The 19,636-nt window shown below is 70.7% G+C and carries 17 protein-coding genes; 9 read left to right on the top strand and 8 right to left on the bottom strand.

Annotation, left to right across the window (positions count from 1 at the left end; all coding sequences use genetic code 11):
- The first annotated feature begins 1 nt into the window (after nt 1).
- Nucleotides 2–457, top strand: coding sequence for an RrF2 family transcriptional regulator (locus Aco04nite_RS32770; protein WP_203838966.1), 456 nt, complete (start codon nt 2–4; stop codon nt 455–457).
- A 96-nt stretch (nt 458–553) separates the two neighbouring features.
- The gene (locus Aco04nite_RS32765; RefSeq protein ID WP_203838967.1) at nt 554–739 is read left to right on the top strand and encodes a DUF4236 domain-containing protein; all 186 of its coding nucleotides are present in this window, start codon (nt 554–556) and stop codon (nt 737–739) included.
- Here the strand turns inward: Aco04nite_RS32765 and Aco04nite_RS32760 are convergent.
- On the bottom strand, nt 734–1,636 hold the full coding sequence (locus Aco04nite_RS32760; RefSeq protein ID WP_213001110.1) for a hypothetical protein: 903 nt from the start codon (nt 1,634–1,636) through the stop codon (nt 734–736). The two genes, Aco04nite_RS32765 and Aco04nite_RS32760, sit on opposite strands and share 6 nt — an antisense overlap.
- 123 nt (nt 1,637–1,759) lie before the next feature.
- On the opposite strand from Aco04nite_RS32760, the gene Aco04nite_RS32755 reads away from it, so the two are divergent.
- Both Aco04nite_RS32755 and Aco04nite_RS32750 read left to right on the top strand, forming a co-directional pair.
- On the top strand, nt 1,760–4,564 hold the full coding sequence (locus Aco04nite_RS32755) for a fibronectin type III domain-containing protein (RefSeq protein ID WP_213001109.1): 2,805 nt from the start codon (nt 1,760–1,762) through the stop codon (nt 4,562–4,564).
- Nucleotides 4,565–4,696: 132 nt separating this feature from the next.
- A complete protein-coding gene (locus Aco04nite_RS32750) occupies nt 4,697–6,292 on the top strand; it encodes a GGDEF domain-containing protein (protein WP_213001108.1) in 1,596 nt (531 codons plus the stop codon).
- A gap of 56 nt (nt 6,293–6,348) precedes the next feature.
- Here the strand turns inward: Aco04nite_RS32750 and Aco04nite_RS32745 are convergent, their stop codons facing one another.
- From Aco04nite_RS32745 to Aco04nite_RS32730, 4 genes are all read right to left on the bottom strand, one after another.
- Nucleotides 6,349–7,131 (bottom strand): endonuclease/exonuclease/phosphatase family protein, encoded by a 783-nt coding sequence (locus Aco04nite_RS32745; protein ID WP_213001107.1) that lies wholly within the window; start codon nt 7,129–7,131, stop codon nt 6,349–6,351.
- Nucleotides 7,128–8,741 (bottom strand): phosphatase PAP2 family protein, encoded by a 1,614-nt coding sequence (locus Aco04nite_RS32740; RefSeq protein ID WP_213001106.1) that lies wholly within the window; start codon nt 8,739–8,741, stop codon nt 7,128–7,130. Before Aco04nite_RS32740 ends, Aco04nite_RS32745 begins: the two co-directional genes overlap by 4 nt.
- Nucleotides 8,742–8,806: 65 nt before the next feature.
- On the bottom strand, nt 8,807–9,910 hold the full coding sequence (locus Aco04nite_RS32735) for a YihY/virulence factor BrkB family protein (protein ID WP_213001105.1): 1,104 nt from the start codon (nt 9,908–9,910) through the stop codon (nt 8,807–8,809).
- Complete coding sequence (locus Aco04nite_RS32730; RefSeq protein ID WP_244876469.1) at nt 9,907–10,854, bottom strand: diacylglycerol/lipid kinase family protein; 948 nt, start codon at nt 10,852–10,854, stop codon at nt 9,907–9,909. Before Aco04nite_RS32730 ends, Aco04nite_RS32735 begins: the two co-directional genes overlap by 4 nt.
- 166 nt (nt 10,855–11,020) lie before the next feature.
- Here Aco04nite_RS32730 and Aco04nite_RS32725 point away from each other — a divergent pair, with 166 nt between their 5' ends.
- Together Aco04nite_RS32725 and Aco04nite_RS32720 are read left to right on the top strand one after the other, a co-directional pair.
- Nucleotides 11,021–11,797: an MBL fold metallo-hydrolase gene (locus Aco04nite_RS32725; protein ID WP_213001103.1), complete on the top strand. Its 777-nt coding sequence runs from the start codon at nt 11,021–11,023 to the stop codon at nt 11,795–11,797.
- A gap of 168 nt (nt 11,798–11,965) precedes the next feature.
- Nucleotides 11,966–12,559 carry a DedA family protein gene (locus Aco04nite_RS32720; RefSeq protein WP_213001102.1) on the top strand — a complete coding sequence of 198 codons (594 nt, stop codon included), beginning with the start codon at nt 11,966–11,968 and terminating at the stop codon, nt 12,557–12,559.
- Here the strand turns inward: Aco04nite_RS32720 and Aco04nite_RS32715 are convergent, their stop codons facing one another.
- The gene (locus Aco04nite_RS32715; protein ID WP_244876463.1) at nt 12,560–13,459 is read right to left on the bottom strand and encodes a serine hydrolase; all 900 of its coding nucleotides are present in this window, start codon (nt 13,457–13,459) and stop codon (nt 12,560–12,562) included. It abuts the gene before it with no gap.
- 132 nt (nt 13,460–13,591) lie between these two features.
- Here Aco04nite_RS32715 and Aco04nite_RS32710 point away from each other — a divergent pair, with 132 nt between their 5' ends.
- Genes Aco04nite_RS32710 through bla form a run of 3 tightly spaced genes read left to right on the top strand, consistent with a single transcriptional unit; the run spans nt 13,592 to nt 16,658 of the window.
- A complete protein-coding gene (locus Aco04nite_RS32710; RefSeq protein ID WP_213001100.1) occupies nt 13,592–14,308 on the top strand; it encodes a methyl-accepting chemotaxis protein in 717 nt (238 codons plus the stop codon).
- A gap of 35 nt (nt 14,309–14,343) precedes the next feature.
- Nucleotides 14,344–15,744 carry a CHASE domain-containing protein gene (locus Aco04nite_RS32705; RefSeq protein WP_213001099.1) on the top strand — a complete coding sequence of 467 codons (1,401 nt, stop codon included), beginning with the start codon at nt 14,344–14,346 and terminating at the stop codon, nt 15,742–15,744.
- Nucleotides 15,745–15,779: 35 nt separating this feature from the next.
- Nucleotides 15,780–16,658 carry a class A beta-lactamase gene (bla, locus tag Aco04nite_RS32700; RefSeq protein ID WP_213001098.1) on the top strand — a complete coding sequence of 293 codons (879 nt, stop codon included), beginning with the start codon at nt 15,780–15,782 and terminating at the stop codon, nt 16,656–16,658.
- A gap of 58 nt (nt 16,659–16,716) precedes the next feature.
- Here the strand turns inward: bla and Aco04nite_RS32695 are convergent, their stop codons facing one another.
- Nucleotides 16,717–17,754, bottom strand: coding sequence for a S1 family peptidase (locus Aco04nite_RS32695; RefSeq protein WP_213001215.1), 1,038 nt, complete (start codon nt 17,752–17,754; stop codon nt 16,717–16,719).
- Between the two features lie 187 nt (nt 17,755–17,941).
- Nucleotides 17,942–19,198, bottom strand: a complete 1,257-nt coding sequence (locus Aco04nite_RS32690; RefSeq protein ID WP_244876462.1) for an FAD/NAD(P)-binding protein — start codon at nt 19,196–19,198, stop codon at nt 17,942–17,944.
- Nucleotides 19,199–19,636 lie beyond the last annotated feature (438 nt).

The following is a 19,636-nucleotide window of genomic DNA, read 5'->3' as shown; positions in this document are numbered from 1 at the left end:
GGTGCAGATCTCCGCGCGCGGCGACTACGCGGTACGGGCGGCGCTGAGCTTGGCCCACGCCTACCCGGCCCTTATGTCAGCCCAGGCCATCGCCCAGGACCAGAACATGCCCCGGAAGTTTCTCGAGGCGGTTCTGGCAGATCTGCGTCGCGCCGGGGTGGTCAGAGCGCAGCGGGGTGCCGAGGGTGGATACACGCTGTCACAGCCCCCACGCGACGTGACCATCGGTCAGATCCTGCGGGCGGTCGACGGTCCCCTCGCGGGCGTCCGTGGCCTGCGCCCGGAGGAGACCCAGTACACCGGCGCCGCCGAAAACCTGCCGAACCTCTGGGTCGCGGTGCGCTCCGCGGTGCGCGAGGTCGTCGACGAGGTCAGCCTCGCCGAGCTCATCAGCGGCCGGATGCCGGCCCACGTCCGCAAGCTCACCACCCGCCCGGACGCCTGGCAGCCCCGCTGAATCAGCCCGGCAGCCCCACTGATCAGGTAAGCGTTTCAGAAAATCGGACATCGGGAATCTGTGGGTCAACTGGCTCTTCCACGGAAGGACACCCCGATGGGCATCATGTACCGCAGTCGCAAGAAGTTCGGTCCCCTCATTCTGAACTTCACGCAGCGGGGCCTGTCGTCCTGGACCATCAAGATCGGCCGCTGGTCCTGGAACTCCAAGGCGAAGGCACACCGCGTTGACCTCCCCGGCCCGCTGTCCTGGAAGCAGGACAAGTCGAGCAGCAACTCATAACGAGATGACCACGTCTCCTCCGAGACGGCCCTGCTCCGGACGCCGGGTCACCGACCCGGCGTCCAGCAGCGCATGCACCACCCGCGTCGCATCCGACGCGCGGTAGACCGTCTCGGTGAGAGCGAAGGTCCGCAGCTCAGCGACGGTCGCCGACCCGGCCTGCCCGAGATGCGCGAGCAGTTCCCGGCGCAGCGGCCCGGGATGCGGTTCGAGCGAGATGTCGATCAGGTGCCGCTCCGGGTCGCCCGGATCGCGATAGCGGACGCCTGCGAACTCGTCGACCGCCCACAGCACATCCTTGAACGATTCGAGGCTCTTGCCGAGCGTGGTGGCGTACACGACGATTTCGGCCGGGTCATCGGAAACCGCGAGTTCCACCGCCGCGACCAGCGGAAATCCGGCCGTGTTCAGCGCTTCCCGGAAGTCCGGGACGGAAGACCCCGACGGCAGGACAACGAGGATCTCCGCCGGCTTCCCGGTCGCCAGGGCCGCGAGCGTGGCCGGCGAGGGTGGCCCACTCGCGCTGCTCGCATCCAGAAATCCCAGCATGGGTACGCGCAGAGCACCCGCAGCCTTCAACGCCACCCCGATCCGCTCCTGCGTCCCGCCCCCGATGGTGAGAACGGTGAGCCCCGGCGCGGGCGGCAACTTCCCCAGCCGTGCGGCAACATCGCCGACCTCCGAGCCGATCGCGAGCATGGTCAACTCCCGCCCGCGGACCAGATCGGACTGCTCGGTGAACACCCGGAGGGCAGCCTCGGCAAGATCCGGGACGTCGTCGGCGTACCCGTGGACGTAGGCCGCCCGGCGCCCGCGGTGCAGCGCCTGGGGTGCCCAAGTTTCCAGATGGCGCACAAGAATTTCACGTTTGACGGCGGCAACACTGTCGGCGCTCATACCCGAGTTCTACAGTGTCCCCGCCCAGCAGCGACGGAAGGGCCGGAAAGAGTGACCCTGATCCAAAGAGGTACGCGCCCCGGGACTTGTACCGAGGGTGTCTAACCACGCACTATGAGGCACGTGCCACCTCCGCTCGCCGAACTGACCGCCCAGGCGCAGTCGCTGACCGCCGAGGGCGACCTCACCGGCGCCCGCGACGTCCTCGCCCCCGCCCTCGACCCGGCGGCAGCCGACCCGCGACAGGCCACTCCCGACCTCGCCCTGGCCGCAGCCCTCCAGGCCCGTATCCTGATCGCCCTCGGCGACCCCCACGCCGCCCGCCTCTGGGCCGGCTTCGCCCACGCCGCCGAGGACCGCCTCCACGGCCCCGGCGACGAACGCACCATCGCCGCCGCAGCCACCCACGCCGCAGTCCTGCACAGAATCGGCAACCACGGCCGCGCCGCCCAGCTCTACCACAACCTCGTCGCCGAACTCATCACCCGCGAAGGCCCCCTCTCCCCCCGAGTCCTCGCCGCCGAAGCCGACCTCGCCACCGCCGAACACGCCGCCGGCCACTGCACCGCAGCCCGAGCCCGCCTCGAAGACGTCTGGACCCGCCACCGCGAGGTGTACGGCGACGCCTCCGCAGCCGGGATCAAGATGCTCGCCCGCCTCGGCGCGATGGAACGAGAATGCAACCGGACAGCCCAGGCCTCGGTCCACCTCGCCCTGGCCCAGGAACTCTGCGCCCGCTACCTCCCGGCTGATCACTCGCTCGCCCAGCAGATCGCCCGCCTGGCAGGCACCCCCGCCACCGGCCGCCACATCTGCGGCAGGGTCCAGCAATCCAACGGCCCCGCAGCCGGCAACCCCGCATCCGGCACCCTCACCCGCCCGACCGCCAGCTCTGCCGACGGTCCACCTGGTGCACCCCGCGCCGGTCCCGGCGGCAGCTTGGTCCGCGGTCCTGCTGGTGCACCACTTGCAGGTCCCGGCGGCGGCTTGGTCAGCAGTCCTGTTGATGCACCACTTGCAGGTCCCGCCGGCGGCTTGATCGGCGGTTCTGCCGGCGGGCCTCTCGCGGGGTCTGACGCGGGGCCTCATGCCGGTCGGGAGCCGATGGCTCAGGGTGGGGATAGGCCCCGAGCGGCAGCGCTGGGCGAGTCCGGCCGAGGCGAGCCTTATGTCACGCAACGCAGTTCGGGCGGTCTTACTGACGGTGTTACCCGGATGCCGGCAACCCTGGCCGATGCACACCCCGTAGTACGCCAGGAACGACGTCACGCCATCCCGGAGCAGAGAGCCGGCTCGCAGGACAGACCGCGGGACATCGGCGACCGACTGGCCGCGCTGGAGGGCCCGGCTACCGCCCAGGCCGGACATGTGGCTGGTCAGCGGAGCACGGGTCCGCAGGATGAGGTGGCCGCAGTCCCGCCAGGCGTGCTCGACGATCGTGGCATGGCCCCAGACGTCCAGGCCGCGGATGTCCAGGCCCCGAATGTCCTGGCCGCGGATGTCCCGGCCGCGGAATCCGTGGGGCCGGACGCCCGGGTCGGCCACATGCGTGTTCCTTCAGCGAATCCGTGGAAGAACCACGACCCAGGAGGGCACAACCCAACCACGCACAGCCCAGAAACGCACGACCCAGAGACCCACAGCCCACAGACCCACAGCCCAGAGAGCCACAGCCCCAAAACTCGCGGCCTCGAGACCAACGGCCCCGGGACCAACGGCCCCGGGACCAACGGCCCAGAGACTTCTGGGCCGCAAGCCGGAGCCGCCCAGCAGGAGCTGACCCCACAGGGGGCGGGCCAGCAATGGCTGGACCCGCAAAGATTGAGTTCCCAGGGGCCGAACCCACAGGCACCCAACTCCCAAGCGCCCAACCCCCAAGCATCCGGCTCTCAGGCACCTGGCCCCCAAGCGCCCAACCCCCAGACGCCCAACCCCCAGACGCCCAACCCCCAGACATCCAGCCCGCAGATGGAGGGTGAGGCGGGCGGGGTGCGACGGGAGATGGGGGCGGTTGATGCGGAGGTTTGGGAGTTCGGGGATGTGGCTGGGGAGTGGGAACATCCGGGGCTGAGTGATCAGGTCTGGGAGGCTCCGGTTCGGGTGGAAGGGGCGGGGGACGGCGGGGGGTTCGGGGATTCGACGGGGCGGCATGCTCGGGTGGAGGGGCCGGTGGCTTTGCCGTTGATGTCGCCGGCGCCGGCTGTTCCTGAGCCTGGGGTGCCCATGCCGAGGAGTGAGCCGGTCGTCTTCGAGAGGCCCTCGGAGGCTGAGGAGCCCGTTACGGCCATTCCCGCTCATGATTGGCAGGTCGGGCCGCCGGGGCCTTATCCGCCGGACTACTTCCCAGCGGCCGGGTATTCGCCGGATGGGTATCCGCCGGGGCCGGAGATGCCCGAGATGGGGCGGCAGCCCGTTGATCGGGCTACTGCTCGGGTGCCGGAGCGCGCTCAGGGCGTACCGAAACGGGAAGTGGAGAGGGGGCACCGGCAGCCGTTCATTATCGCCGGGGTTGTTGTTGCAGGGATCGCGGCCGCGGCTGCGGTCGTTGCTGTCACCCTGCCGCGCGGGGATGCGAAGGAGCCCGCCGTGGCGAAGCCGAGCGCGCCGGTTGCCTCCGCTGGCGTACCCTCCGCTCCGGTCGGGGAGAAGGAGCCTGGGGTGGTCGCGCCCGCAAATGTGAAGCTGCGGGACAACCGGGACAGTGTGTCGCTGAGCTGGGGTTATCCGAAGGGTTCCGAGGGGCCGGTGCTGATCTCGGGTGGGCGCACCGGGCAGGAGCGGCGGGCGTTTCAGCAGTTGCCCGCGGGAACGACCGAGTACATCGTCTACGGGCTCAACGAGCGCAACGACTACTGCTTCACGGTCGCCGTGATCTACACGGTCGACAAGGTGGGCGCTTCGGCACCGGTATGCACCGACCGTGGCTGAACGGCTGAACGGCTGAGACGAGCGACACTCGATCTCAACCGGTTGATTCCTCAACGATCGTGGGTGGCGTCCGATCTTCGTGGGTTGCCGAGGTTCCTCACCGGGGGGCCGGGCCGGGAGATCGGGGACGCCATGACTACGGAGACAGCGGCTACGCCGGCTTCCGCCGTGGTTTCTCCGGTGGATGAGCGGGCCCGGCTCGAGGCTGCCGTCGCCGAGCTCGAGCAGCGGCCCACGTCGAAGTTTCGCAGTGTGTTCGCGCCCGCCGCGACCGTGGAACGGCGGGCCGCCTCGCTCGGGTTCGATGACCTTTTCATGCGGGCGCGGCTGCTGCGGGCGAACGTCTTCGTGCGGGAGGGTCGCTCCGAGCGGGGTGGGCGCTGGGCGCACGAGGTGCTCGCCTGGGCGCAGGAGCACGACCACGCATTCCTGCTGGCGCGGGTGCACCGGGTGCTGTCGATCTTCTACCGGCAGGTCGGGGATCTGTCCGAGGGGCTCACCCACGCCGTGCAGTCGTACTCGCATCTGAGCGAGGAAGAGCCGCCGAGCGTGCGGGCCCGGCACCTGATGACGCTCGCGGTGGCGCTCGACGAGGCCGGCTCGATCGAGGAGGGCGCCCGGCGGTTCCGGGAGGCGCTGCACCTGGCCACCGCCGCGCACGACGCCGAGCTGGCGCTGAACATCCTCAACAACATGGCGTACACCGCGTTCGAGAAGGATGACGAGGTCGGCGCCCGGCAGCTCGTGACGCGGATGCGGGACGTCCTCGCGGTCAGCGGTCGCAACTTCAGCGCGCTCGAGCTGGACACGATCGCGCGGATCGAGATGATGAGCGGCCACTACGACGCGGTCGAGGAAACGCTGCACGTGCTGCTCGACGACAACCAGTCGAAGGTCGAGGTGCACGAGGGTGACGCGCCGGCCGTGTGCCTGCTCACCCTGGCCGAGGCGCGGCGGCTGGATCATCGCTTCGACGCGGCCCAGGAGGCACTCGACGCCGCGGTGCGGATCACCGAGGAGCGCGGGCTCGATCGCGTACGCGCTCAGGCCCGGGAAGAACAATCCGCACTGTACGCGGCCACGGGCCGGTTCGAGCTCGCCTACGAGGAGCACCGCGCCTTCCACAAGGCGGCAACGGCCCTGCACTCGGCCCAGCGTGAAGCCCGCGCCCGGGCGCTGCAGGCCGTCTTCGAGGCGACGGAAGCGCGCCGCGCCAGCGAGCACTTCCGCGAGATGGCCCACCGCGACGCGCTGACCGGTCTCTACAACCGGCGTTACGTCAACGAGCGCCTGCCCGCGCTGCTGGGCGACGCCGTGTCGCGGCGCGCGCCGATCTCCGTCGCCATGATCGATCTGGACCACTTCAAGCGGGTCAACGACACGCTGTCGCACAGCACCGGTGACACGGTGCTGCAGCACATCGCGCAGCTGCTGCTGGAGGCCGCCAGCGGCCCCATGATCGCCGCGCGGATGGGCGGCGAGGAGTTCGTACTGATCATGCCCGGCACGGACGCGGTGGAGGCGGCCGCCCGCTGCGAACGCCTCCGGTTGCGCGTCCGCTCCCACGGGTGGGAGCCGGTCACGGGATCGCTCGCGGTCACCACCAGCATCGGGGTCACCACCTCCGACGACGGCCGGGGCTCGCCGTCCTCGCTGCTCTCCCTCGCCGACCGCAACCTCTACGTCGCCAAACGCGAGGGCCGCGACCGCGTCGTCGCCGACGCCTGAGCCCCGGCCAGACTGATCCCCCGGCCCGGGGGATCCCGGCCCGGGGGATCCCGGGGTCAGAGGTCGAGGGTCACTGCCAGGGGGTAGTGGTCGGAGGCCCATTCGGCCTCGTCGCCGCGGATCACCCGGGCCCGGGTGGCTCGGGCGGCCAGGGCGGGGCGGGCCAGCAGGTAGTCGAGACGCATGCCGGCGTTGGAGAACTCGTGGCCGCCGCCCTTGCTGGTCGGCACGGTCAGGCCGTCGCCCTCACCCGCCGTACGCCAGAGGTCGGTGAAGCCTGCCGTCTGGAACGCGGCGATCGCGCGCGTGTCGGGGCCGCCGTCCCTGGCCAGGTGGCGACGGCGGTAGAGGTCGGGCAGGCGGGACAGGCGTTCGCTGTGGCCGGTCTGCGGGTCGAGGGAGTTGAGGTCGCCGGTGATCAGGGTGAGCGGGGCCCGGTAGCGGTGGGCCAGCCAGTAGGCCTCGCGCAGGCGGCGGTAGGGGCGAAACGGGTTGAGGTGGGTGCTGACGACGGTCAGCGGGCCCGCCGGGGTCGGCACCGTCACCGCGGCGGCGGCGTGGTGCAGGCGCCAGCGGACGGCCGACCGGTGGGTGATCGTCAGGGGTGGCCGGACCAGGACTGCGACCGGCTGGCCGAACGCCGAGGGGGCCAGAACCGCCGTCATGCCGAGGGTGCCGGCCACCTCGCGCATCCGCTGGTGGTCGTGGCGCTGGAAGTCGCGGAGCTCCTGCAGTGCCACGATGTCCGGGCGCTCCCGGGTCAGCAGCGCGACGACCGCGTCGAGCCGGCCCCCGGAGCCGCCGGTCTTGATGTTCCAGGTGACCAGTCTGAGCGTCACCGCGTCACCTTGGCGTCGACGTCCGGCGCGTCAGCGGCAGCCCGCGGCGAGCCGGAAGAAGAACCTGTAGCCCGCAGCGAGCCGGCAGCAGCAGGAGAGCCGGCAGCGCCGGTCAGCTCGTGCTCCTGGTCGCCCTCCACCAGCTCGCCGGCATCGGCCTCGTTGCCCGCGGTCACGTCGGCGTTGGGCTTGATGACCCACCACAGCAGGGTGATCCAGCAGGCGGTGAGGATGGCGGCGCCGAGGACGTCCGACGGGTGGTGCATTCCGCGGTACATCCGCGACAGCGCGACCCCGGTCGGCATGATGATCGCCAGCGCGACGAACAGCCACCGCCACCAGGCCTTGACCCGGGGCAGGACCAGCACCGCGATCGCGACGTAGAGGCACATGGTCGCGGCGATGTGCCCCGACGGGAACGACGACGTGGGCAGCTTGCCGTCGAGGTGCTCGACCGGCGGCCGGGGACGGCCCACGGCGGCGGCGGCGGAGAGGAAGAGCGTCAACTCGCCGAACATCGCGAGCACCACGAACAGCACCGGCCGCCAGCGCCGCCACAACGCGACCACGAGCGGGCAGAAGACCAGCGAGACCAGCAGGATCATGTGGGTGTCGCCGGCCTTGCTCCACCCGTAGCTGAGGTCGTCGAGGGCAGGCGTGCGGAACGTCTGGAGCCAGCGCGGGACGCCGTCGTCGACGGACTGGATCCAGGTGCCGGCGGTGTGGTTGGTCAGGGCCCAGCCGAGGACGAAGAGCACACCGAACGTGAGGACCCAGCCGACCAGGATCTCGGCGGCACCGGCCCAGGGGTGCGGCAGGAGGTGGTCCTCGTCGGGGGCGGGCTTCACGTCGTGCGCGGCCTCCGGTTCGAGGCCCTCGCTCAGCGACGGCACGCGCTGACCGGTCTCCCGGCGCCAGACCCGGAAGGCGTACGCGGTGACCCCCAGCCAAGCCGCCCCGAGCAGCCACCCGGCGAGCACATCGGAAAGGAAGTGCACGCCGAGCGAGATCCGGGTGAACCCGATCGCCACGACGATCAGGGCGACGAGACCGATCGCGAACTTGCGCCACCGCCGGGACACGGCGGGAAGGAAGACGAGCAGCAATGCGCCGTACGCGACCATCGAGCCGAGCGCGTGCCCGCTGGGGAAGCTGTTGCCGGGCGCGATCGCCACCGGCACGTCCACCACCGGGCGCAGCCGGCCGACGAGTGCCTTGAGCGAGGGATCGAGCAGCAGTGCGCCGATGCCGGTCACGACCAGATAGACCGCCAGCCGGGTACGCCGCCTGATGAGCAGCAGCACCACCGCGACCGTGACCAGCCACAGCATGATCGTGCGACCACCGAGCTGCGCGATCGCCTTCAGCACGGTGACGACCGGCGGGTGTGGTGCCACCCAGTTGTTCAGGCCCTGCGCCACCGAGTGGTCCAGGTCCTGCAGCGGCGTCCAGTGCAACCGGACGAGCAGCAGGAGCAACCCGAAGCCGAGGCCGCCCGCGACCACCGCCAGCAGACCGAGCACGCTGCGCTCGGTGAAGTGGCGCAGCGGCCCCCAGCCTGCTTTCCGGTGCACCCGGCCGTCGTCAGCCGTTGTCGCCGTATCGGTCATCATCACTCCCGCTCGCTGATGGGCGGCGGGGGATCAGTCCCGCTCGCTGGTAGGCGAGCGGGGACTTACCCGGTCGGGCCGGCGCTCACACCGGGTTCACGCTGTCCGGGTACGGCCTGCGGTCCGAGGTCGACGGACGGGTCGTGGGCGGACGGCACGGCGGCGTCCAGGCCGGGGTCACGGCGTGCGGGGACAACCCGCAGGTCGTCGTCGGTTTCGGGTTCCCAGCGGTCCTGCTGCGCCGGGCGGACCACGCCGACCCGCTGCGCCTCCAGCTGCGCCGCGAAGGCCAGCCCAAGGAAGATCGCGATGCCGGTGAGATTGGCCCAGAGCAGCAACGCCATGATCGCGGTGAGGGGGCCGTACGTCGCGTTGAAGCCGTCGCTGAGCCGGATGTAACCGGCGAGGCCCAGGCTCGCCAGCCACCACAGGATCGTGGACAGGGTCGCGCCGAACAGCAGCCAGGTGAGGCCCGGCTGGCGGCGCCGGGGCGAGTGGCGGAACAGCAGCCCGACCGGGAAGACGATCAGGCCGAGGCTGACCGGCCAGCGGACGACGTCCCAGGTGATGTCCCAGGCCTCACCCCAGCCGGTGTACCGGGCTATCGAGGCGCCGGTGGCATGACCGGCCGCCAGTAACAAGAACCCGAAGAGGGCGGGTAGGCCGGCGATCAGCGCCAGCACCGCCGCACGTACGTATTTGGGGAAGACCTTGCGGTCCCGCTCGACGCCGTAGATCCGGTTGGCGCCCCGCTCGATCTGGGCCATGGCGCTGGTCAGCGCGAACAGCCCGGTGATCAGACCGAGGGCCAGGGCCAGCTCGCCGGCGTCCTCGGTCTTGTCGTCCTCGTTGAGCAGGTCCCGCACGAGTGGCTCGCTCGCACCGGGGGTCAGCGCGAGCACCGTGTCGGCGACGACCTGACCACCCTCCTCGGCGCCGAGGTCGGTGGCGAGACCCGAGAGCGCGATGAGGAACGGCACGATCGCAAGACACAGCTGGAAGCCGAGCGCGCGGGAGTGGCTGAAGCCGTCGCCGTACCGGAATCGGATGAAAGCGTCCCGGAGCAGCGGCCACCGGCCGTAGTTGCGCAGCGCCAGGAACGCGTCATCGGCGGAGAGGTCGTCCCCGGACATGGTCCGGGTCTCGGGTACGGGCTCCGTGCTGCTCACTCGGCAGCTTTCTCCGCTGCGGCGCGCACCTCTTCCGCTGCGCGCTCGGCGGCACTGGCGTCGTAGGCGAGATCCGGGTCGCTGTCGGGCTGCGGCACACACAGCAGCAGCGCTCCCGGGCGTACTGAGATGGACATGCTCTTGCCCGCCTCGATGAGGTCCCCGTCGAGCTGGCGCGGCTGCGGCTTGGCGCTGCGGATCTCGATGCTCGCGGCGGTGTAGGTCTCCATCCGCGGGACCCGCTCGCTGCGGCGGACCACGGCCCAGCCGAGCGCGGCCCAGTGCGCGAGGTTGCGCGGGCTGAGGATCGCGATGTCCAGCTTGCCGTCCGCCGGGTCGGCCTCGGTGAGCAGCCGTACGCCACCCTGCAGCCGTCCGACGTTGCCGACGATGACCGTGCGCGGGCGGCGGTGCAGCGCGGGCTTGCCGTCCAGCGAGATGATCAGGTTCATCGGCTTGTCGCGGATGTACTTGAGGGCGCCGCCCACGTACGCGACCCAGCCGATGTGCTTCTTGGCCGTCTCGGACGTGCCCTCGAGCATCTGCGCGTCGAAGCCCATCCCCGCCATCACGGCGAAGCACTGGTCCTCGACGACGCCGACGTCGATGCGCCGGCGCCCGCCGTCCAGCGCGACCTGCACGCCGGTGGCCGCGTCGGTGCTGAGCCCGAGGTTGGTGGCGAGCAGGTTGCCGGTGCCCGCGGGCAGCACGGCGAGCGCGACGTCCGTGCCGGCGAGCGCGGTGACCACGGCCATCACCGTGCCGTCGCCGCCGCTGACGAAGACCAGCTCGGCGCCGGCCTCGACCGCCTTGGTGGCCTGGCCACGGCCGGCGTCCTCGGGCGTGGTCTCGAGCCACATCGGCTCGGGCCAGCCCTTGGTGGCGAGGCCCTCCACGATGGTGCGGCGCAGCAGGTCGAGGTCCGGAACCTTCACGGGGTTCACTACTACGGCAGAACGCGGTCCAGTCACGGCGTCAGTGTGCCTGACAGGGTTGACAACGGCGACCCGAGGGAAATTCAGGTCGCATGGCGGAGACCCATTTCACGTACGCCCACCTGCGCGGCACCGTCACGACGGCCCGCCACGATCCGTCCCGTACGGTTGAACCGTGAGCGAAACGAGTGTCACCTGGTGGGGGCACAGCACGACGTGGCTGACCGACTCGGGAGTCTCGCTGCTCACCGACCCGTTGCTCACCGACCGCCTCTTCCACCTGCGCCGGATGGCGGGCGGTCGGCCGGCGCTGCCGGGTGCGCCCGACGCCGTGCTCGTCTCGCATCTGCACGCGGACCATTTCCACCTGCCGTCGATCAAGGCGGTCCCCGGCGAGCCGTGGCTCATCGTCCCCCGTGGGGCCACCACGTTCGTGGCCAAGGGCCTGGGCGGTAAGTACGCCGACAGGTGCGTCGAGCTCGTCCCCGGCGAGGAGACAACGGTCGGCACCGTGACCGTGAAGGCCGTCGAGGCCGCGCACGACGGTGGCCGCGGCGCGTGGTCGCGGATGCGGTCCCCGGCGATGGGCTTCGTGATCGAGGGCGCTGCCCGCACCTGGTTCGGCGGCGACACCGGCCTGTTCGACGCCATGGGCAACCTGGGCCCGCTCGACCTGGCTCTGATCCCGGTCGGCGGCTGGGGTCCGACGCTGGGCGCCGAGGGCCACCTCGACCCGTCGGACGGCGCCGAGGCGCTGCGGCGGGTGAAGGCGGCGTGGGCGGTCCCGGTGCACTACGGCACGTTCTGGCCGGTCGGCATGGGCCGGATCCGCCCGCACTTGTTCCGCGACCCGGGCACCGAGTTCGCCCGGATGGCCGCCCAGACCTCCCCCGACACGCACGTCCGCGTTCTCGCGCACGGCGAGTCCCTGACGATCGAGCCTGCCGCGTGACCGACTGCACCGAAGCTCCCCGTCCGGCGCTCACCGACGGCCGCGACGCTGAGGGCCACGAGGGCACGCAAAAGGAGACAGCGTGACCGACTGCACCGAAGCTCCCCGTCCGGCGCTTACCGACGGCCGCGACGCTGAGGGCCACGAGGGCACGCAAAAGGAGACAGAGTGACCGAGCTCGGTGCTCTGGGGTGGCTGTTCCTCGTCGTCGCGTTCGGTGCGATCGTGCCGATCGTGCCCACCGGGGCTGCGGTCAGCGGCGCGGCTGCCCTCGCCTTTCATCAACATCCGCTGCTCATCGTCCTGACCATCGCTGCCGGCGCGGCGGGTGCTTACGTGGGCGACCTCGTGATGTACGCGATGTGCCGCACCGGTGGTGAGTCACTGGCCCGCCGTCTGCGCTGGCTCCGCGACGAGGAGCATCTGGCAGCGGTCAAGGAGCGGCTGAGCAAGAGTCAGGTGCCGGTCCTGCTCGTCTCACGGTTGCTGCCCGGTGGTCGCGTGCCGGTGCTGCTCGCGGCGGCGTTCCTGGGGCTGCCGTGGCGCACCTTCGTGGTCGCCAATGCCCCGGCCTGCCTGCTGTGGTCCGCGGTCTACGCGGGCATCGGTGTCGCGGGCGGCTCGATCTTCCCGAAGCCGTGGCAGGGCGTGCTGGCCGCGATCATCCTGGTCGTGATCGTCGGCCAGACGGTCAGCCTGATCAACAAGCGTCGCGCCCGGGCCGCGGAGGAAGCCCCACAGCCGGGCGAGACCGCCGCCTGATCAGTACTTCAGGTACTGCCGGGTGAGCTTGGCGACCTTCTCCACGAGCGTGATGCCACCCTCCATCGACTGGTTGTCGTGGGAGAGGACGGCCACCGAGACGTCGGTGTCGTCCGAGACGACCCGGCCGATGGTGTTGATGGCCCAGAGGCCGCCGTCGGCCGTCCGGGTGTCCCAGCCGTTCTTGACCGTGGCGGTCTCGCCGGACTTCTGGATCGACGGGATGCCCCAGTCCTGGGCGTCGTCGACCGAGCTCATCAGCGTGAACGCGGTCTTGCGGGAGTCGGCGTCGAGCTCGCCCTTGGTGTCGACCAGGTCCGACAGGAGCTTGACCTGGTCGGTGACCGTGGTCCGGGTCAGGCCCCAGGAGCTGCTCACCGTGGTCTGGGTCAGGCCGAGGCGCTTGTTGCACTTCGTCACCGCGGTCTTGCCGCCCAGGCGGGTGAACAGTGACGTGGTCGCGTTGTTGTCGCTGAGCCGAATCATCGGCTTGGCCAGCGCCATCTCGCCCGTGCTCGGGTCGCGGTCGGCATCCTGGGCCTTCAGCAGCATGCAGGCCAGCACCTGGACCTTCACGATGCTCGCGGTGTCGTACTTCGCGGTGCCGCGGTAGGTGTAGGTCTTACCGCTCTTCTTGTCGAGGACCGCGACCGAGAACTCGGGGGCCGTGTCCGCCAGCTTCTTGAGCGCGGTGTCCAGCGACTTGGTCTTCTTCGCCCAGGCCGCGGCGGCCAGTTCCTCGGGAGTCGGGCCGGTCGGCGTCGGCGACGCGGTTGGTGTGGCGTCGTCGTCACCGAGAGTCAGGGAGCTGGGTAACAGACCGCCCCCCGCGCCCCCGGAACCATCCCGGAGACCGAGCGCGATCAGGCCACCGCCGCCCAGAATCACGACTGCCGCCACAGCGAAAATTGCTAAACGGTAACGACGCACCCATGCATAGTGCCGTGCCGAACCCCGGTTCACCAACCTACCCACCGTGGGCGTCAGGCTGAACACGGTTAGTGATGGCATCGCGGGGGCACAATGGTGTCCATGTCCCTGCTGCCGTCCCCCACCGCCCTCGTCGAGCTCACCCGGTACGCAGCCGGGCAGGTGGTCGAGACGGTGGCGTCGGCGGCCACCGTGCCGGCCCGGGTGCTGGGCGTGCTGAGCCAGACCGAGCTGCTGGTCAGCCGGATCTCCGTGCTGGCCGAGCGGGCCGAGTCGCTGATCGACCGGGTCGAGCGGGTTACCGCCGACGCCGAGGAGACCGTCGGCGGCGCCAAGGCGATCGTCCAGCGCGTCGACCAGGTGACCACGGACGCCGAGCAGGTCGTCCGGAGCGCCGTCGTCATCACCGCCGGCGCCGGACAAATCGTCCAGAAGGCCAACGCCATCACGGCAGAGGCGCAAGAGGTGGTCCAGGAGGCCGCCGGCACGTCGAAGGTCGCGAAGGGCCTGCTCGAGGAGTACGTGCCGACGCTCCAGCGCGCCGCCCCGCTGCTCGCCCGTTTCGTCAACGACCTCACCCCGGAAGAGGTCACCGCGGCGATCAAGATGATCGACACGCTCCCGGTGCTGCGCAAGCACCTCACCGAGGACGTCATGCCACTGCTGGGCAAGCTCGACCAGGTCGGCCCCGACCTGCACTCGCTGCTGGAGGTCACCAACGACCTGCACCTGGCGATAGTCGGCATGCCTGGCCTCAAACTCCTGCGCCGCCGCGGCGCCGAACGGGTGGCCGAGGAACATCAGGCCGAGGAGAAGTAGCCCGAAATCGTGCAAAAGCGACTAAATTTCATGAGGTGGCGAGGGAGAGCAAGAGCGGCTGGTCCCGCCCGTGGGCTGCCTTCTTCGCGCTGATCATCATTCTCGGCGGGGTCGCGATCTCGCTGGGCTTCGGGGTCCGGCTGCGCGGCGCCCTCGAACGCAACGCCGAGTCGCGGATGGCGACCGCCAGCACCTCGGTGCAGACCGCCGTCACGAACGAGCTGGGGCGCTACGCGGACGCCGTACGGCTCAGTGCCGCCGCCATGGCCGCGCTCCCGGCTCCGACCGCCGCCGCCTTCGACAAGATCGCTGAGGCCGTCGACGAGCAGGACCTCACCGCCGTACGCGCGCTGACGTTCGTGGCCCCGGACTCCCCCGGCCTGACCGCGAGCTGGCGGTCCCGCGGCGCGACCGGCTTCACCCCGAGGACCGCCACCGGGTTGCAGGAGCACTTCTACACCGTTTTCGCGCACACCCTGGGCGAGGAGAAGACCGCACCGGCGATCGGCGTCGACCAGGGCTCCGCGCAGGCCGTCGTCGACGCCGCCCGGCTGGCGACCGGGCACGTGGCGATCTCCGACGCGTACGTGCGGCTGGCCGATGCCGCGATCCCGAAGGCGCAGCAGCAGCTCTCGTTCGACGTGCTGGCGCCGGTCGCGGGCTACGGCTGGGTGTCGATGACCGTCGGCGCGGCCGATTTTGTCAGCGCGAACCTCACCAAGGCCGCCGGTGACCTGCTCGACGCGCAGGTGATGACCCGATCGTCCGCGGGGGCGCTCGCCGAGGTGGCGACCGTCGCGCGGGGGGACGGGTCGGGCTTCCGGCGTACCCAGAACTTCACGGCCGGGGAACGGCAGTGGGTCCTGCGGACCAGCGCGACCTACAAGTCCCTGCTCCCGAACGCGGGACGCACCGACATGGTCGTCGTGATCGCCGGCTCGACCCTGGCCGTCATGTTCGGCACCCTGATGTACCTGCAGATGTCGGCCACCGCGCGCGCGGAGCGGGAGATCGCCGCCGAGGTCGGCGAACGGCTGCGCAAGGTCGACGCGGAGTCCGAGCAGGGCCGGCTGCGGGGCGCGCTGGCCGCCCAGGAGGCGCTGCTCAGCGGTCTGATCGCGCACCCCGGCGAGGAGACCACCGAGGTGGATCTCAGAGCCGTCGTGGCCGAGGTGGTCGCCTCCGGTCTGGCCACGGCGGAGGTCACGGTCGGCGACCTTCCCCAGGTACGCGCGGACGGCGCGATCCTGCACCATCTGCTCGACACCATGCTGGCGGACGCCCTGAGCCGTACGCCGCCCGAAACCTCCCCGACCATCGCGATCAGCGCCGGGACGAGCGCGGACGGCCTGGTCCGCCTGGTCGTGGAGAGCGCCGGCACGGTCATCGGATGCACTCTTCCGAGTGCCACCGTGGAGGTTCCGGCCGGTTCTTAACACGCATTTGACGCAGTGCACGAAAGGGTGGCGCCATGGTTGATCACCTGTCCCGCCGCGCCCTGCTCACCGGGGGTGCGACGGCCACCGCCGTGCTGCTGCTGCCCGGTGCTGCCAACGCCGACTCCAACCTGCCCGGCCTCGAGCGGGAGTACGACGCGCGGATCGGTGCCTACGCGCTCGACACGGGCACGGGGCGCACGGTCGAGCACCGGTCACGCGAGCAGTTCCCGCTGCTGTCGACGTTCAAGGTGCTGGCGAGCGCCGCGGTGCTGCGCCGTGCGCGTACCTGTGATCCCGGTCTTCTCGATCGCCGCGTCTTCTTCAGCACCGACGATCTCGTCGCGAACTCGCCGGTCACGTCGTTGCACGTCGAGGAGGGGATGAGCGTCGCCGAGCTGTGCGCGGCCGCCATCGGCTACAGCGACAACACCGCCGGAAACCTGCTGCTGCGCCTGCTCGGTGGCCCCGCCGGCGTGACCCGCTACGCCCGCGGCATCGGCGACCCGGTCACCCGCCTGGACCGCTGGGAGACCGCGCTCAACATCTGGTCCCCCGCCGAGGTCCGCGACACGACCACCCCGTCGGTGATGGGCCGCAACCTGCAGGCGCTGACCCTCGGCCACGCGCTCTACCCCGACGACCGCGAACGCCTGCTCGGCTGGCTGCGCGCGAACACCACCGGCGGCGCCCGCATCCGCGCCGGCCTGCCCCCGTCGTGGTCCGTGGGCGACAAGACCGGCTCGTCCGACTTCTACGGGGCCGCCAACGACATCGCGATCGTCCACCCGCGCAAGGGCGCCCCGCTGATCCTCGCCGTCTACACCAACCGCAACGACGCGACGGCGCCCTACGACAACACCCTCATCGCGCGTACGGCAACCGCGCTCGTGCGGGCTCTCGGCAGGCTCTGAACACGCAGGGAAAGACCCCGGCGGGCGGCCGGGGTCTTTCCTCTGGTGGAAGCGTGGATCAGAAGACCGAGACGCCGTAGACGCTGAGCGGCTCGACGACGGGCTGGAAGTACGTGACGCCACCGGCGGAGCAGTTACCGCTGCCGCCCGAGGTGAGGCCCAGCGCGGTGGTGCCGGAGTAGAGCGAGCCGCCGCTGTCGCCGGGCTCGGCGCAGACGGTGGTGCGGATCAGGCCGGAGACCGAGCCCTCGGCGTAGTTCACCGTCGAGTTGAGGGCGGTGACCCGGCCGGAGTGGATGCCGGTGGTGCTGCCGCGCCGGTAGACCGTGGCGCCGACGGCGGGGGTGCCGGCGGAGGTGATGTCCTGCGAGCCGACCGCGCCACTCTTGGCGATGGTCGTGTTGGTGTAGCGGACGATGCCGTAGTCGTTGCCCGGGAAGCTCGTGCCGGCGCGGGTGCCCAGCGTGGCCGAGCCGTTGGTCCAGGTGGTGGCGATGTTCGTGCAGTGGCCGGCGGTCAGGAAGTAGTACGTCGAGCCGCTGACCACGTTGAAGCCGAGCGAGCAGCGCGAGCCACCCGCGTAGATGGCGTCGCCACCGGAGATGCGGGGGGCGAGGGTGCCGTCCACGATCTCCAGCGAGGCCTTGTCGCCCAGCTTGGCGACGGTCGCCTTGACGGCGGCCAGCTTCGCGCCGGTGACCGTGCTGTCGGCGGTGACGGCGACCTTGTTGGTCACCGGGTCGATGGCGAACGAGGTGCCGGGGGTCTTCAGGGTCGACTTCAGCGTCGACTCGGCGGCGGACAGCTCCGCGCCGCTGCGCAGCACGTAGCGGGGGGTCGCGCCGGAGGCGGCGACCTGGGCGGCCGTCGCGGAGTCCGTGACAGCGACGACGACCTTGCCGGCCGAGTCGATGTACGAACCGGCGTCCTTGCCGGCGAGCTGGGTGTCCAGCTTGTTGGACAGTGCCGAGGGGGCGAACGACGGGTCGGCCTTGGGCGCGACGGGGGCGGCGGACGCGGGTGACGCGAACGCGCTGCCGGCAATCAGAAGGGCGGCCAGGCCGACGATCGGTCGGCCGAGCTTGGTGTTACGCACAGATTCCTCCAGGGGGATGGGGGTGGTACGCCAGATGTCCGGCGTACCAAGTGCCACCTGTAGTATCGAGAAGATTCAATGCGCACTCAAGGGTCACCATTCGGCCCGAAAGCCACCCATCCCCGCCTTGAGCTGCGGAAACACCCTTTACATATCATTCGGTCAGGGGGTCAGTCGGGATGCCACCTCAGGCCACTCCGGCCAGCGCGGCGTCGCTGCGCAGATCCGTGACGAGCCGCGCGGCCTGAGCCCGGATCTCCGGCACGGCCGTGGTCTCCCACTGCGTCCCGCGCCGCAACGGCCCGATCAGCCACAGCCGGTCGTGCACCCGGCCGCTGGCTGCGACCACCCGTCCGGACGGATCGATGGCGAGCCCGAGTTCGTGCGGGCCCACCTTCGCCGACCCGGCGTCGAGCAGCCCCCGCACCAGCGGGCTCGCGGAGCCGGGCAGCTTCCCCGGGCCCGCGCAGTTCACGACGGCGGCATACTCCGAGAGCCCCGGCCAGGCCGCGACACCGCCCCGGCGGACCTCCAGCAGGCCCTGACTGCGCAACTCGACGACCCGATCGGCGATCGCCGGCGCCATCCGGTGCCGGTGACACTCCCAGGTGCGCGCCAGATGCCGCAGGAACGCCTCCTGCTCGTCGGGGGTCAGCGCCGTCCACAGCTTGTCGAGGAAGGGCCGCATCCCGTCGACGACCGGCCGCCAGTCCCCCGCCTCACCGGCGGCGGACCGCACGGCCCGGATCACGTCGCGCAGGGTGGCACAGTCGTTCAGGTCGGGCGCGGTCGGCGGCGCCGCCTCGGCGGTATGGGTCAGCGGGAGCAGCCCCCGCCGGCTCACGGCCACGACGGGTGCGGTGCGACGCCCGTCCGCGGTCAGGGTCAGCGCGGCGTCGATCGCGGTCAGACCGGTGCCGACGAGCAGCACCTTCCGATCGCCCGGCAGCGTTTCGAGCACGCCGGGCCGCCACGGATCGTCGATGATGTTCGGGTGGTCCAGCCGCTGCCGTGCCGCCCGGGGTCCACCCGTCGCCAGCACCACGTGGTCGGCGCGCAGGGTAGTACCGCCGGCGAGCTCCACCACCCCACCCGGATCGACCCGGGTGGCCTCGGCCCGCACGACCCGCAACCGGCCCGGGTGGTCTGCCGCGGCCTCATCCAGCACCGTACGCAGATAGCGCCCGTACTCCGCACGCGGACGGAACTCCGCCGCCTCCACACCCGCCCATCGAGCGAAGTGCCCGGGATCGTCGGGGTCGGCGCTCATCGCCCCGGCCCGCGAGTTCAGAAAATGCCAGGGCCGTGCCTCACCGTACGCAACCCCGCCCCCGAGCTCCCCCGGCTCGACCACCACGACATCGTCGTCGCTACATCGAAGCAACTCCCCCGCCACCAGCACCCCGGAACACCCACCACCCACAACAACCACAGTCCGTCGCACGGCACCTCCCCCATCTCCTACAAACACGATAGGCATAACAGCCTTTCGCGGCCACCTCCCACACCGCTCTCGACCCCGAAGCCCGTTATTTCCCACCTCATGGACGGGCTCCAGCATGCAGCGCGTGAGGTTACGCCCACCTGAACGCAGCCAGCACAACGACTCAACGCTTCTTCCGGCGCCGACCGGCGACAGCAAACCGTCAGTGGAGCAGCGCAGGCAGCGACCAGACCCCGCCACCACACCGGGATCGTCGATTCCCGCACGCATCGGCGGCCACGACCGCCACGATCCGTAACCCTGGCCGACATGCATGTGTCATGTGTTGAACAACAATTGCCCAGGTTTGACAGCAAGAACGCCAAAAGTTGCGGCAGACGATTGCCCCGCACAATTTCCAGCGAATATTTGCTCCGACAGACCGGAGACGATCAATTT

Origin of the sequence: Winogradskya consettensis, assembly GCF_018332715.1 — a bacterium.
GTDB classification, from domain to species: domain Bacteria; phylum Actinomycetota; class Actinomycetes; order Mycobacteriales; family Micromonosporaceae; genus Actinoplanes; species Actinoplanes consettensis.
This window is presented reverse-complemented; position numbering and strand designations above follow the sequence as displayed.